11 protein-coding genes are annotated in these 13,788 nt (G+C 60.8%); 7 read left to right on the forward strand and 4 right to left on the reverse strand.

Features of this window, described 5'->3' with window-relative positions; genetic code table 11:
• Window positions 1-146 precede the first annotated feature (146 nt).
• Window positions 147-1,046, forward strand: coding sequence for a DMT family transporter (locus tag BMZ10_RS11190; RefSeq protein ID WP_093461493.1), 900 nt, complete (start codon window positions 147-149; stop codon window positions 1,044-1,046).
• Here the strand turns inward: BMZ10_RS11190 and BMZ10_RS11195 are convergent.
• From BMZ10_RS11195 to BMZ10_RS11210, 4 genes are all read right to left on the reverse strand, one after another.
• Complete coding sequence (locus BMZ10_RS11195; RefSeq protein ID WP_093461497.1) at window positions 1,043-2,260, reverse strand: class I SAM-dependent methyltransferase; 1,218 nt, start codon at window positions 2,258-2,260, stop codon at window positions 1,043-1,045. The two genes, BMZ10_RS11190 and BMZ10_RS11195, sit on opposite strands and share 4 nt — an antisense overlap.
• Before the next feature lie 146 nt (window positions 2,261-2,406).
• The gene (locus BMZ10_RS11200) at window positions 2,407-3,024 is read right to left on the reverse strand and encodes a TPM domain-containing protein (RefSeq protein WP_093461500.1); all 618 of its coding nucleotides are present in this window, start codon (window positions 3,022-3,024) and stop codon (window positions 2,407-2,409) included.
• Window positions 3,025-3,050: 26 nt separating this feature from the next.
• On the reverse strand, window positions 3,051-3,806 hold the full coding sequence (locus tag BMZ10_RS11205) for a TPM domain-containing protein (protein WP_093461503.1): 756 nt from the start codon (window positions 3,804-3,806) through the stop codon (window positions 3,051-3,053).
• Window positions 3,806-4,366: a LemA family protein gene (locus BMZ10_RS11210; protein ID WP_371265965.1), complete on the reverse strand. Its 561-nt coding sequence runs from the start codon at window positions 4,364-4,366 to the stop codon at window positions 3,806-3,808. Before BMZ10_RS11210 ends, BMZ10_RS11205 begins: the two co-directional genes overlap by 1 nt.
• A 342-nt stretch (window positions 4,367-4,708) precedes the next feature.
• Here BMZ10_RS11210 and bglX point away from each other — a divergent pair, with 342 nt between their 5' ends.
• From bglX to BMZ10_RS11245, 6 genes are all read left to right on the forward strand, one after another.
• Window positions 4,709-7,009 carry a beta-glucosidase BglX gene (gene bglX / locus BMZ10_RS11215; RefSeq protein WP_093461509.1) on the forward strand — a complete coding sequence of 767 codons (2,301 nt, stop codon included), beginning with the start codon at window positions 4,709-4,711 and terminating at the stop codon, window positions 7,007-7,009.
• Window positions 7,010-7,224: 215 nt separating this feature from the next.
• Window positions 7,225-8,982, forward strand: coding sequence for an ATP-binding protein (locus tag BMZ10_RS11220; RefSeq protein ID WP_093461512.1), 1,758 nt, complete (start codon window positions 7,225-7,227; stop codon window positions 8,980-8,982).
• Window positions 8,976-10,322 (forward strand): sigma-54-dependent transcriptional regulator, encoded by a 1,347-nt coding sequence (locus BMZ10_RS11225; RefSeq protein WP_093461515.1) that lies wholly within the window; start codon window positions 8,976-8,978, stop codon window positions 10,320-10,322. Before BMZ10_RS11220 ends, BMZ10_RS11225 begins: the two co-directional genes overlap by 7 nt.
• 631 nt (window positions 10,323-10,953) lie before the next feature.
• On the forward strand, window positions 10,954-12,276 hold the full coding sequence (locus BMZ10_RS11235; protein ID WP_093461521.1) for an MFS transporter: 1,323 nt from the start codon (window positions 10,954-10,956) through the stop codon (window positions 12,274-12,276).
• A 291-nt stretch (window positions 12,277-12,567) separates the two neighbouring features.
• Window positions 12,568-12,954: a hypothetical protein gene (locus tag BMZ10_RS28285; RefSeq protein ID WP_093461524.1), complete on the forward strand. Its 387-nt coding sequence runs from the start codon at window positions 12,568-12,570 to the stop codon at window positions 12,952-12,954.
• A gap of 420 nt (window positions 12,955-13,374) precedes the next feature.
• Window positions 13,375-13,776 (forward strand): hypothetical protein, encoded by a 402-nt coding sequence (locus BMZ10_RS11245; RefSeq protein WP_093461527.1) that lies wholly within the window; start codon window positions 13,375-13,377, stop codon window positions 13,774-13,776.
• Window positions 13,777-13,788 lie beyond the last annotated feature (12 nt).

Consider the following 13,788-nt stretch of genomic DNA (forward strand, 5'->3'; position numbering starts at 1 on the left):
CCTCGATTACGGCGCTTCCCTCATTAACGGCAAGTGTACGGATGAATCTGTCGCCAGCTGTTAAGGGGCTTTCGCGACGATCTATGGCTGAATGAATGCCTTCTCCCACCCCGGCTCTTACTCATAAAAAGAAAGGCACGCTTACCATGTCCTCTCGTGAAAACACTGGAATGATCCTCGGCCTGATCGGCGTTGTGATCTTCAGCCTGACCCTGCCCATGACCCGTATCGTCGTTCAGGAAATTCACCCGCTGCTTAACGGTCTGGGCCGCGCGTTGTTCGCCGCGATCCCGGCGGCAGCGCTGCTGCTATGGCGCCGGGAAAAATGGCCGACGCGTGCGCAATTGAAGGCGCTGATGGTCGTGGCGCTGGGCGTGATCATCGGGTTTCCGGTGTTGTCCGCCTGGGCAATGAAAACCCTGCCGGCGTCGCACGGCGCGCTGGTCAATGGTCTGCAGCCCTTGCTCGTTGCGATCTACGCGGCCTGGCTGTCGCATGAACGTCCGTCGAAAGCCTTCTGGATGTGCGCGGCGATGGGCAGCGTGCTGGTGCTCGGTTACTCGTTGATCAGCGGCGCGGGCAATCTACAGGCGGGCGATCTGTTGATGGTCGGCGCAGTGGCGATCGGCGGCCTGGGCTACGCCGAGGGCGGGCGACTGGCCAAACAGATGGGTGGCTGGCAGGTGATCTGCTGGGCGCTGGTGATCTCGATTCCGGTGCTGATCATTCCGGTCGGCTATCTTGCCGCGCGGCATGAAGGACCGATCTCGGCAGGCACATGGTGGGCATTCGGCTACGTGTCGCTGTTCTCGCAGTTCATCGGCTTTTTTGCCTGGTATGCCGGCCTTGCCATGGGCGGCATTGCGCGCGTGAGTCAGATCCAGCTGATCCAGTTGTTCTTCACGATGGCGTTCTCGGCGCTGTTCTTTGGCGAGCACATTGACCCGATCACCTGGATCTTCGCAGCGGGCGTCGTGGTCACCCTGGCCATCGGGCGCAAGACCGCCGTCATCGCGCCCAAACCAGTGACCTCGGCGAGGATCTAGCCGAGCAGGCCGTCCGCCTGGAGCAAGCTCTCCAGGCATTGCTCCTGAATGCCGTAGAAGGTTTTCAGCTCCTGAATCTTCGCCAGCAGCTGCGCGGGATCGGCCGGAGTCGCGCGCTTCACCGCCAGAATCATCTTGTTCTTGTTGGTGTGCTCCAGCGAGATGAATTCGAACACTTTGGTCTCGTAACCGCACGCTTCCAGCAACAGCGCACGCAACGCATCGGTGACCATCTCGGCTTGCTGGCCCATGTGCAGTCCGTATTGCAGCATCGGCTTGAGCAGCGTGGGGCTCTGGATCTGCAAGCGGATCTGCTTGTGGCAGCAAGGCGAGCACATGATGATCGAGGCGCCGGAGCGAATGCCGGTGTGAATCGCATAATCGGTGGCGATGTCGCAGGCGTGAAGCGCGATCATCACGTCCAGCTCGCTCGGCGCCACAGTGCGCACATCGCCACATTTGAACACCAGCCCCGGATGATCCAGCCGCGCCGCCGCGTCGTTGCACAGCGTAACCATGTCCTCGCGCAATTCCACGCCAGTCACGTTGCCTTGCGCCTGCAGCGTGTTGCTCAGGTAATCATGGATGGCGAACGTCAGGTAGCCCTTGCCCGAACCGAAATCGGCGACCGTCACCGGTTGGTCGAGCCGAATGGGCGACGTTGCCAGCGCGTGGGAAAACACCTCGATGAACTTGTTGATCTGCTTCCACTTGCGCGACATCGCGGGAATCAGCTCGTGCTGCTTGTTGGTGACACCAAGATCCACCAGAAACGGCCGGCTGAGCTCCAGATAACGCTTCTTCTCGCGATCGTGTTCTGCCGCAGGCGCCTGGCGCTGTTGCCCGGACTTGTTGCGGAACAGCGTGCTCTTGCCCTTCTTGCTGAACTCCAGCTGCACTTCATCGGTGAGCGAAAGCAAGTGCGCATTCTTGAACGCATCGGGAATCAACGTGGCGATCAGCGCCTGAGCATCGGTCAGCGGATGATTCTTGGTGATGTCCCGGGTTTTGTAGCGGTAGACGAATGACAGGCAAGCCTGATCCTTCACCGTGACCGGTTTGATGATGATCCGCTGCAGGTCCACTTCATTCCCGACATACTTGGCCAGTACCAGCTTGATCAGCGAGTTTTGCGTCAGGCAGGTCTCCAGCAGGCTGAGGAACTGAGCGCGGTGATCGGGCGCTGAAGCGACGGCGGAAGCTGTTGCGGACATCGGATGAAGCCTCGGGAGCGAAAATGCGAGGCCGGTATTTTAGGCGTGTCCGACGATTGTGGTGGATTTAATTGCCGACCGGTCTGCAGACCGGACCGGATCGACTGGCCCCCGTCCAGGCAACCACGCGCGCGCCTGCTCGCCGGTTAGTGGAGCACCACCAGACGATTGGGCAATTCATTGCGCGCATCGGTGACCGGCACACTTTCGCTCAGCACCTCGCCGCAGGAGCGGATGCATCTCAGAAACCCTTCCAGAATCCGCCCTTCTCTGACCTGCCCGGTGAAGGTGTCGACCATCGACCGCCAGACCTGATCGTCCACCCGCCGCGCGATGCCATCGTCGACGATGATCTCGACATAGCGCTCCGCTTCGCTGACGAATATCAGCACGCCGGTGCCGTTGACCGTCGCGTGCAGGTTCTGCTCGAGAAACTGACGCCGGGCCAGACTCCCCGCTCGCCAGTGCCGCACGGCGGCGGGCACCAGCCGCGTGGTGATGGCCGGCAGGCGGCAGAAGAACGCGACCGCGATAAAGGTCGCCACTTGCGTCACCAGCAGTTCGTTGGCGTTGAGCCAGCCGGGATAGAAATTGATCAGACCGGGCAACAGCATTCCGATGAACCCGGCCCAGATCAGCGGCACATAGGTGTAATCGTCGGCGCTGGCCGCCAGCACGGTCACAAGCTCCGCGTCGGTGACGCGTTCGACCGCTTCGATGGCCTCGGCCACCTGTCGCTGTTCGTCTTCATTGAGTAACGCCATGCCACGCATCCTTATTGAGCTATCGACTACCAGCCACCGGAGGCACCGCCACCGCCAAAACTGCCACCGCCGCCACTCATTCCGCCCGTGCTCGATCCGCCCGAGCCCATACCGCCGGAGCCGAAGCCGCCCGAGCCGCCCGAACCGATGAAGCCGATCCCGTTGCCCCAGCGCATGCTGATGTAGCCGGCAATCACGAACAACGCAAAGAGCAGCAACGTGATTCGCCAGTCCGAAACCTCTTCTTCGCCGCCCGAGGCGCCAACTGCCGGTTCGGCCAGCGGATCGCCGCCGAGGACCTGCACGATCGCTTCAGTGCCACGGGTGATCCCGCCAGCAAAATCGCCTTGTCTGAAAGCCGGCGTAATGATCTGGCTGATGATCACCGACGCCTGCGCGTCGGTCAGCCGGTCCTCCAAGCCGTAGCCGACCTCGATACGCACCTTGCCCTCGTCCCGGGCGACGATCAGCAGCGCGCCATTGTCCTTGCCCTTCTGCCCGATGCCCCAGTAGCGGCCGAGCTGGTAGCCGAAATCCTCGATGGTCGAGCCCTGCAGGTTCGGCACCGTCACCACCACGACCTGCTCGGTGCTGAGCTCCTCATGCGCCCGCAGCATCTGGGACAAGCGTTCCTTACCGGGTGTGTCGAGCATGCCAGCGGTGTCCACCACCCGGCCGCTCAACGGCGGAAACGTCAGGTCAGCCTGCGCCCACTGCGCGCAGACACTGAGGCACAGCGTCAGAATCGCCAGCCACGCACCACGCCGCCGAACCCCGAGCATCAGAATTTCACTTGCGGCGCTTTGTCGGCGTCGGCGGCAGTGGCTTCGAAATTGGGCCGTACCGGCAGATCGCTGTACATCACCGAATGCCACAGGCGACCGGGAAAGGTGCGGATTTCGGTGTTGTATTTCTCCACCGCAGCGATGAAGTCGCGCCGGGCAACGGCAATGCGGTTTTCAGTCCCTTCAAGCTGCGATTGCAAGGCCAGAAAGTTCTGGTTGGATTTCAGGTCCGGATAACGCTCGGAAACCACCATCAGTCGGCTCAACGCCCCGGTCAGTTGACCCTGGGCGTCCTGGAACTGCTTGAGTCTGGCCGCGTCATTCAGAGTGTTGGCGTCGACCTGGATGGATGTCGCCTTGGCGCGCGCCTCGATGACAGCGGTCAGCGTGTCCTGCTCCTGTTTGGCGTAGCCCTTGACGGTCTCCACCAGGTTGGGAATCAGATCGGCACGCCGCTGATACTGGTTCTGCACTTGCGCCCAGGCCGCTTTGACCTGTTCATCGTAGGTCGGAATATTGTTGATGCCGCAGCCGGCCAACAAGGTGCTGAGGAACATCAACAATGTCAGTGACAAATTGTAACGACTGCCCCGTATGTGCCCGTAACGCTCTATTTGCATGGCCTGCGCGCTCCTTGTTGTCGCTATTAATGGTTCCGGTCAGACATGACTTTAGCCAAATCGGATGATCCCCGGCATAATCCTGCCCATCGCGTTGTCAGGGGTCTGGATTGCCAGACCGCAATCAGATAAAACTCGCTGCGCTACTGATGCTCATAAGGATCAGGAGTTCAGCGACTTCCCCGTCCTGACGACAATAAAAACCAAAGGTTCGACACCTGAAAAATGGCTGACCGGTATTACGCGCGAGTTGCCGGTACCGCCTTGAGAAAACCATTCATGAATAAGCTGTGTTTATTGAGTCTCGTCATCGGTCTGGCCAGCCAGTCGGCCTGGGCCGAGAACGCCGCCAGCCCTGCGGGCAACCTTTCCACACTCCAGGCCAAGAATGCGTTCGTCGCCAATCTGATGAAGCAGATGACGCTGGACGAAAAGATCGGCCAGCTGCGATTGATCAGCATCGGTCCGGAGATGCCCAAGCCGGAAATTCTCAAGGAAATCGCCGCCGGACGCATTGGCGGCACATTCAACTCCGTGGTCCTGCCTGACAACCGCGCCATGCAAGACGCCGCAGTTGCCCACAGCCGCAGCAAAATTCCGATGTTCTTCGCTTACGACGTCGTACACGGTCAGCGCACCATTTTCCCGATCAGCCTGGGTCTGGCTTCGACCTGGGACATGGACGCGGTCACCCGCGCCGGTCGCGTCTCGGCGATCGAAGCCGCTGCCGATGGCGTGGACATGACATTCGCGCCAATGGTCGACATCACACGCGATGCCCGCTGGGGCCGCAGCTCCGAAGGTTTCGGCGAAGACACGTATCTGGTTTCACGCCTCTCGGCGACCATGACCCGCGCCTTTCAGGGCACCAGCACTCAAGCGCCCAACAGCATCATGGCGGCGGTCAAACATTTCGCGCTGTATGGCGCAGTTGAAGGCGGTCGCGACTACAACACCGTCGACATGAGCCCGGTGCGCATGCAGCAGGATTATCTGCCGCCCTATCGCGCCGCCATCGACGCCGGCGCGGGCGGTGTCATGGTCGCGCTCAACTCGATCAACGGCGTGCCGTCCACCTCTAACGCCTGGCTGCTGCAAGACGTGCTGCGCAAGGATTGGGGTTTCAAAGGCGTGACCGTCAGCGATCACGGCGCGATCAAGGAACTGATCGATCACGGGGTCGCCAAAGATTTCCGTGAGGCCGCCAAGCTGGCTATCAAGGCGGGCGTGGACCTGAGCATGAACGACAAGGCGTACGGCGAAGAACTGCCGGCGCTGGTGAAGAGCGGCGAAGTGTCGGTCAAGGAAGTCGACAATGCCGTGCGTGAGGTTCTGGGCGCGAAATGGGACATGGGTCTGTTCGCCAATCCTTATCTGCGCATCGGTGCTGCGGTCGATGATCCCGCCGATCGCAACGCGGAAAACCGCCTGCATCGCGAAGAAGCCCGCGACGTCGCGCGCAAGAGCATCGTGCTGTTGAAGAACGAGCGCAACACCCTGCCGCTCAAGAAGCAAGGCACCATCGCCGTCATTGGCCCGCTGGCCAAAAGCTCGCTGGACATGATGGGCAGCTGGTCGGCAGCCGGTCTGGCGCGCCAGACCGTCAGCGCTTATGACGGGCTGGCCAATGCCGTGGGCGACAAGGCAAAACTGCTTTACGCGGCCGGTTCCAACGTGACTGACAACCAGGAAGCCATCGCTTACCTGAACAACATGGACGACAAGATTCACATCGACGGCCGTCCGGAACAGGAGATGATCGACGAAGCGGTCAAGGTCGCTCAGCAGTCGGATGTGATCGTCGCCGTCGTGGGTGAGTCGCGCAACATGTCTCACGAAGCCGCGAGCCGCGTCGACCTGGTTCTGCCGGGGCGTCAACGCGACCTGATCCGCGCGCTCAAGGCCACCGGCAAGCCGCTGGTGCTGGTGCTGATGAACGGCCGGCCGCTGGCGCTGGGCGAAGAAAACCAGTTGGCCGACGCCATGGTGGAGAGCTGGTTCCTCGGCACCGAAGGCGGCAACGCGCTGGCCGATGTCCTGCTGGGCGACTACAACCCGTCGGGCAAACTGCCGATGACGTTCCCGCGCTCCGTCGGTCAGGTGCCTGCGTATTACAACCACCTGAACACCGGCCGCCCGTACCGCCCGAACGATTCGAACTACACCTCGAACTACTTCGAAGAGCCGACCAGCCCGCTGTTCCCGTTCGGCTACGGCCTGAGCTATACGCAGTTCAGCGTCTCGGACATCACGCTGTCGATCAACAAGATGACGCGCAAGGACAAACTCACCGCCACCGTACAGGTCAAGAACACTGGCAAAGTCGCCGGCGAGACCGTGGTGCAACTGTACCTGCGTGACGTCGCCGCTTCGCTCAGCCGTCCGGTCAAGGAGCTGAAGAACTTCCAGAAGATCATGCTCAAGCCGGGCGAAGAGAAATCCGTGAGCTTCACCGTGACGGAGCAAGACCTGAAGTTCTTCAATCCTTCACTGCAATTTGCGGCCGAAGCCGGCGAGTTCAAGCTGATGATCGGCCTGGATTCAGAAGATGTGAAAGAAACAACGTTCAATCTGCTGTAAGCATCGCGGCCGGGGTGCGGTCCGTTTCGGCCGCACTCACACGTGCAGCGCTGCGATCCAGGGACGAGGTCAGGCGGCCGCAGCTGCGCTGGACCGTGCCACGGCGAGTCGATTCAGGTTTTCGTCAATAACAAGAACAGTGTGAGCAGCCCGTTAGTCATCGGGATGACTCGCTACGGCGCCCACCGGATCGCCGCACATGACAGGCCCCCTCCATGTCCCGCTCAGCGCGCCTCGCTCTCTCCATTCTGCTGATTCTCGCCGGGGCGGTGCTCGTTGCCGCCCTGGCGATGCATCAGGCGCAGCGTCATGCACTCGAAGACGATGCGGCACGCGCCGAGGATCGCCTTTCGCTGTACGCGAATACGTTGCAGACACTTATCGAGCGCTACCGGGCATTGCCTGCCGTCCTCGCGCTGGACACGCAAATGCGCGAAGCCTTGAGCGGCCCCGTGAGCCCTGAAACCACGCAGGTGCTCAACCTGAAGCTGGAGCAGATCAACGGCGCCGCGCAGTCCTCCACACTTGAATTGCTGGATCGCGAGGGTCTCGCCGTAGGCGCCAGCAACTGGCGGCTGCCCAGCAGTTACGTCGGCCACAACTACGGCTTCCGGCCTTACTTCACGCAAACCAGGGCGAACGGCGTCGGCCGGTTCTACGCGGTGGGCGTGACCAGCGGCATTCCCGGTTACTTCCTGTCCAGCGCGGTCCGCGACGATGCCGGACAGTTCATTGGCGCGATGGTGGTCAAACTCGAATTTCCTGATCTGGAGCACACCTGGGCGCAGGGCGACGATCTGCTGTTGGTGAGTGACGCCAAGGGCATTGTGTTCATCGCCAATCATCCTGGCTGGCGCTATCGTGCGCTGCGCCCGCTGTCCGAACAGGATCGCGCAGAGCTGGCCAGCACTCGCCAGTACGACAAACAGCCGCTGACCTCGCTCACGCACACGACACTGCGCACGTTCGGCGAGCACAGTCAGCTCAGCCGCGTTGCCGCTCCCGGCGAAGAAGCCGACTACTTGTGGCAATCGCTCCCGCTGCAGCCGGAAGGCTGGACGCTGCACCTGCTGCGCAAACCGCAGCCTGCCGATGAGGACATTCGCAATGCGGCGCTGGCGGCTGCCGGCACGTGGCTGACGCTGGTCTTTCTGGGGCTTTTCCTTTACCAGCGCTGGCGGCTGGCCCGGATGCGTCAGCGCAGTCGCGAAGAGCTCGAACAACTGGTCGCCGCGCGCACGCGGGACCTGCAGACCGCGCAGGACGGGCTAGTCCAGTCGACGAAGCTTGCGGCGTTGGGGCAGATGTCCGCCGCCCTCGCCCATGAAATCAACCAGCCGTTGACCGCTCAGCGCATGCAGCTGGCGACCTTGCGCCTGCTGCTCGACCACGGTCGTGTCGAAGAAGCTGGCAAGGCGCTCGATTTGCTGGATCAGCAACTGACACGCATGGCCGCCCTGACCGGCCACCTCAAGACCTTCGCGCGCAAAAGCCCCAGCGGCCTGCGCGAACGCGTCGATCTGGCGTGCGTGGTCGATCAGGCGTTGTTGCTGCTGGACGCGCGCATCCGCGAAGAGCGCGTCAGTTGCGTGCTGGATCTGACGCGCCCGGCGTGGGTGCGCGGCGATGCCATTCGCCTCGAACAAGTGCTGATCAATCTGCTGCGCAACGCGCTGGACGCCATGCGCGACAAGCCACTCAGGCGCCTGGAAATCCGCATCGATGACACCGGCGAACATTGGCGTCTGACGGTCGGCGACAGCGGCGGCGGAATTGCCGATGAACACCTGGCCAACGTCTTCGATCCGTTCTTCACCACCAAACCGGTCGGCGACGGACTCGGCCTGGGGCTGGCAGTGTCCTACGCGATCGTTCACGAGTCGGGCGGTCGTCTGAGCGCCGAAAACCTGAATAATGGCGCACGATTTTTCTTCTCGCTGAGCAAGGCTCCGGAGACCGAACCCCCATGCTGAATTCAGTGATCGTGGTTGATGACGAAGCACCGATTCGTGAAGCGGTCGAGCAATGGCTTTCGCTGTCCGGTTTTACCGTTCAGGTGTTCAGCCGGGCCGAGGATTGTCTGACGCACCTGCCGGCCCATTTTCCCGGCGTGATCCTCAGCGACGTGCGCATGCCCGGCATGAGCGGACTGCAATTGCTGGGAGAGCTTCAGGCGCGGGATCGCGATCTGCCGGTGATACTGCTTACCGGTCACGGTGACGTGCCGATGGCAGTCGACGCCATGCGCGACGGCGCGTATGACTTCCTCGAGAAACCGTTCACGCCTCAGACACTGCTCGACAGCCTGCGCCGGGCGCTGGAAAAACGCGCACTGGTGCTGGAAAACCGAAGACTGCTCGAACAGGCGGACAGTCGCACGCGTCTGGACGCCACCCTGCTGGGGATGTCGCCGCCGATGCAGACCCTCAGGCGTCAGGTGCTTGATCTGGCGCAACTGCCGGTGAACGTGCTGATACGGGGCGAAACCGGCAGTGGCAAAGAGATGGTCGCGCGTTGTCTGCACGACTTCGGTCCTCGCGCGAACAAGCCTTTCGTGGCGGTCAATTGCGCGGCGATCCCCGAGCAACTGTTCGAAGCAGAGCTCTTCGGTCATGAAAGCGGTGCGTTCACCGGGGCGCAGGGCAAGCGCATCGGCAAGCTGGAATTCGCAGACGGCGGCACGGTGTTTCTCGACGAAATCGAAAGCATGCCGCTGGCTCAGCAGGTCAAACTGCTGCGCGTGATCCAGGAGCGCCGACTGGAACGGCTGGGATCGAACCAGAGTATCGAGGTCGATCTGCGGATCATCGCCGCGACCAAGCCGGACTTGCTGGAAGAGGCGAAGGCCGGGCGTTTCCGCGAAGATCTGGCGTATCGCCTGAATATTGCCGAGCTGCGGCTGGCACCGCTTCGGGACCGACGCGAAGACATTCCGATGCTGTTCAGCCACTTTTCGCGCAATGCAGCGGAACGCCTCAGCCGCCGCGCGCCGGTGTTGAGCGGTGAACAGCTGAGCCACCTGCTCAGCCATGACTGGCCGGGCAACGTGCGCGAACTGGCCAATGCCGCCGAACGCCAAGTGTTGGGGCTGGACGGGCCCGCTGTGCAGGGCATCCCGGCGGGGCAGTCGCTGGTGGCGCAGCAGGAAGCCTTCGAAGCCCATTGCATTCGCTCGGCGCTCAGACGCCACCGAGGCGACATCAAGGCGGTCATGCACGAACTGCAACTGCCCCGCCGCACGCTCAACGAGAAGATGCAGCGGCACGGGTTGGTGCGCGAGAACTTTCTGGCTGAGGGTAATGCTCAGCGCTGACCTGGACCGAGCAAGACCGGTTCAGCGAGTCTTACAAAGAACACGCGGCGTACGCGACGGGCGCGGGTGCGCGGCGTCCGCGGGATCTGTAGGACCGGCTTTAGCCGGGAACAGACCTTCATGAACACCTTCAATTCAACGGTGCGCCACCCGACGCCTTCCCGGCTGAAGCCGGTCCTACGAAAGCCCGCAGAGCATGCAACGCACGCGGTGTGCGCGGTGTGCGCGGTGTGCGCGGTGTGCGCGGTTTGCGCGGTGTACGCGGTGTACGCGGTGTACGCGGTGTACGCGGTGTACGCGGTGTACGCGGTGTACGCGACATCTGTAGGACCGGCTTTAGCCGGGAACAAGTCTCCATGCACACCTCAATTCAGCAGCGCGACACCTGACGCCTTCCCGGCTGAAGCCGGTCCCACGAAAAGCACGCGAAGCACGTGTCGTGACATCCCACCCCGCAGGACCATGAGCGGATTTTCGCTCAGGAATATCGTGGAGCAAGCGGATTTTCGCTCATCGCCTGCCCCAAAACCCTTCTAAACCGGGCCTCTTGGCCATGGCACGGCTCCTGCTATCACACTCACCAGACCGCATCGCTGCGCTCCTTCTAAAAACAATGATTGCAGGACAACCTATGGCTATCCCCAACTCTGTGTCGAACGGCTCGACGGCTGCGCCAACCGCCGAGAAAACCACCGGCAGTCGTCTGAAATCCATTTTCAGCGGCTCTGTCGGGAACATGGTCGAATGGTACGACTGGTACGTCTACGCCGCATTCTCCCTCTATTTCGCCAAAGTCTTCTTTCCCAAAGGCGATACCACCGCACAACTGCTCAACACTGCCGCGATCTTCGCCGTGGGCTTTCTGATGCGCCCGATCGGTGGCTGGCTGATGGGCCTCTATGCCGACCGCAAAGGCCGCAAAGCCGCATTGATGGCCTCGGTGCTGTTGATGTGCTTCGGGTCGTTGATCATCGCGTTGACCCCAGGCTATGAAACCATCGGTGTCGGCGCGCCGATCATGCTGGTGCTCGCTCGCCTCATGCAGGGGCTGTCGGTGGGCGGCGAATACGGCACTTCCGCCACTTATCTCAGCGAGATGGCGACCAAGGAGCGCCGCGGCTTCTATTCCAGCTTTCAGTACGTCACGTTGATCTCCGGCCAGCTCATCGCTCTGGCCGTACTCATCGTGCTGCAGCAGGTGCTGACCACCGAGCAATTGAATGAATGGGGCTGGCGTATCCCGTTCGCCATCGGCGCGTTGTGCGCAGTGGTGGCGCTGTTCCTGCGCCGCGGCATGGAAGAAACCGAATCGTTCACGCGCAAGAAAGAAGCCCCGAAAGAAAGCCTGATGCGCACGTTGATGCGTCACCCCAAAGAGCTGATGACCGTCGTCGGCCTCACGATGGGCGGCACGCTGGCGTTCTATACCTACACCACCTACATGCAGAAGTATCTGGTCAATACGGTCGGCATGAGTATCTCCGACTCCACCACCATTTCTGCCGCGACCTTGTTCCTGTTCATGTGCCTGCAGCCGGTCATCGGTGCGCTGTCCGACAAGGTCGGCCGTCGTCCGATCCTGATAGCCTTCGGCGTGCTGGGAACGCTCTGCACTGTGCCGATCCTGAGCACGCTGCATACGATCCAGACGTGGTGGGGCGCGTTCTTCCTGATCATGGCCGCGCTGATCATCGTCAGCGGTTACACATCGATCAACGCAGTGGTCAAGGCGGAATTGTTTCCGACCGAGATCCGCGCGCTCGGCGTGGGGCTGCCTTACGCGTTGACCGTATCGATCTTCGGCGGCACTGCTGAGTACATTGCTTTGTGGTTCAAGAGCATTGGCATGGAGACCGGCTACTACTGGTACGTCACCGCGTGCATCGCGGTTTCTCTGCTGGTGTACGTGTTCATGAAGGACACCCGCAAGCATTCTCGCATCGAGACCGACTGACCGAATAAGCGTCGCAACTGCCTTGCCAGAGCAGTCTGCTGGAGCAAGAGCATGAGAAAAAACCGGTCCAACGCCGGCTTTTGAGACGCCGAGCCAAGGGCAGCCCCGCAGGTGGCTGCCCTTTTTGCTGCCGTGAACGCAGCTAAGTCGCTGAAACCCCTGGCCCTTTGCGCAGTATCAATTTCAGCGATGTTCGCTACTAATGCGATTGACTTCTTAATAATCCAGACCCGAGTAAAGTTAACTCCATACCGAGTTACCACTTAATTAAATAGATCTGGAGCAACTACCATGAAAACTAACAAACTGATCTTCGGCCTGGCTTTCTCGATTCTTGCCAGCAGCGCTTTTGCACTTCCAGCTGTTGATGCCAGCCAACACGTCAATGCCCCTGTCGTTGCAGAAAACGGTTCTTCTCATACAAACATGGGTCGCGTTGCTGCTGATGGTGCTGATCGCGTAGGTGCCAACCGCCTCGCCGCTGACGGCGCTGACCACGTAGGTGCCAACCGCCTTGCCGCTGACGGCGCTGACCACGTAGGTGCAAACCGCGTCGCCGCTGATGGAGCCGACCATGTAGGTGCCAACCGCCTTGCCGCTGATGGTGCTGACCATGTTGGTGCAAATCGCATCGCTGCCGACGGTGCCGATCACGTGGGTGCAAATCGCTTGAGCTGATCTTGAAACGCTCATCCTGCAGCCCGGCTTTTGCCGGGCTTAATTTTTTCTGCCGCAACAACTCGTCACAATCGTTGGGTTATCTCATTTCTGATCTCCACTTGGCAGCTTTCGTCCGATCTTGCGCCATTCCTGCAATGACCCTTCAGGCTGCAAGCCGCCTCAGCAACGCCAGCCTAAAAATTCGTTAGCTCACAAAATGTACAAAAGGTCAACAGGCAAATCTGCCGACGCCGCTCATTTTTGCCCCATTTCGGTTCACCGTCCGCTGAAACGCTTTAAAACCGGGCGCTTCAGCCAACTATCAATTTTAGCGATGGTCGTTAGCAATGTTGTTAACTTCAACTTAATCCGTGCGCGCGTATTATTAGCTCCATACCCAAGTTAAAAAATTATTGAACTTTCGCTGGAGCGAACATCATGAAAACTTCAAATATCCTGTTTGGCCTTAGTTTTTCCATCCTGGCATCGAGCGCTTTCGCTCTGCCTGTTTCTGAGACTCATTCGGCATTGAATGGCACTGTTGTTGCGGAAGGTGGCTCGTCTCACACCAATGCCTCGCACACTGGTTCATACCGTCAAGCTTCTGATGGCGCCGATCACGTTGGGGCAAATCGCCTAGCAGCAGACGGTGCCGACCACGTCGGTGCTAACCGTCAAGCCGCTGATGGCGCTGACCACGTCGGTGCAAACCGCCTCGCAGCAGACGGCGCCGATCACGTCGGTGCAAACCGTCAAGCCGCTGATGGCGCTGACCACGTTGGCGCAAACCGCCTGGCAGCAGACGGTGCCGACCACGTCGGTGCAAACCGCGTCAGCTGATCCGTTTCAACA

It is taken from the genome of Pseudomonas sp. NFR16 (assembly GCF_900108875.1).
Lineage (GTDB): Bacteria > Pseudomonadota > Gammaproteobacteria > Pseudomonadales > Pseudomonadaceae > Aquipseudomonas.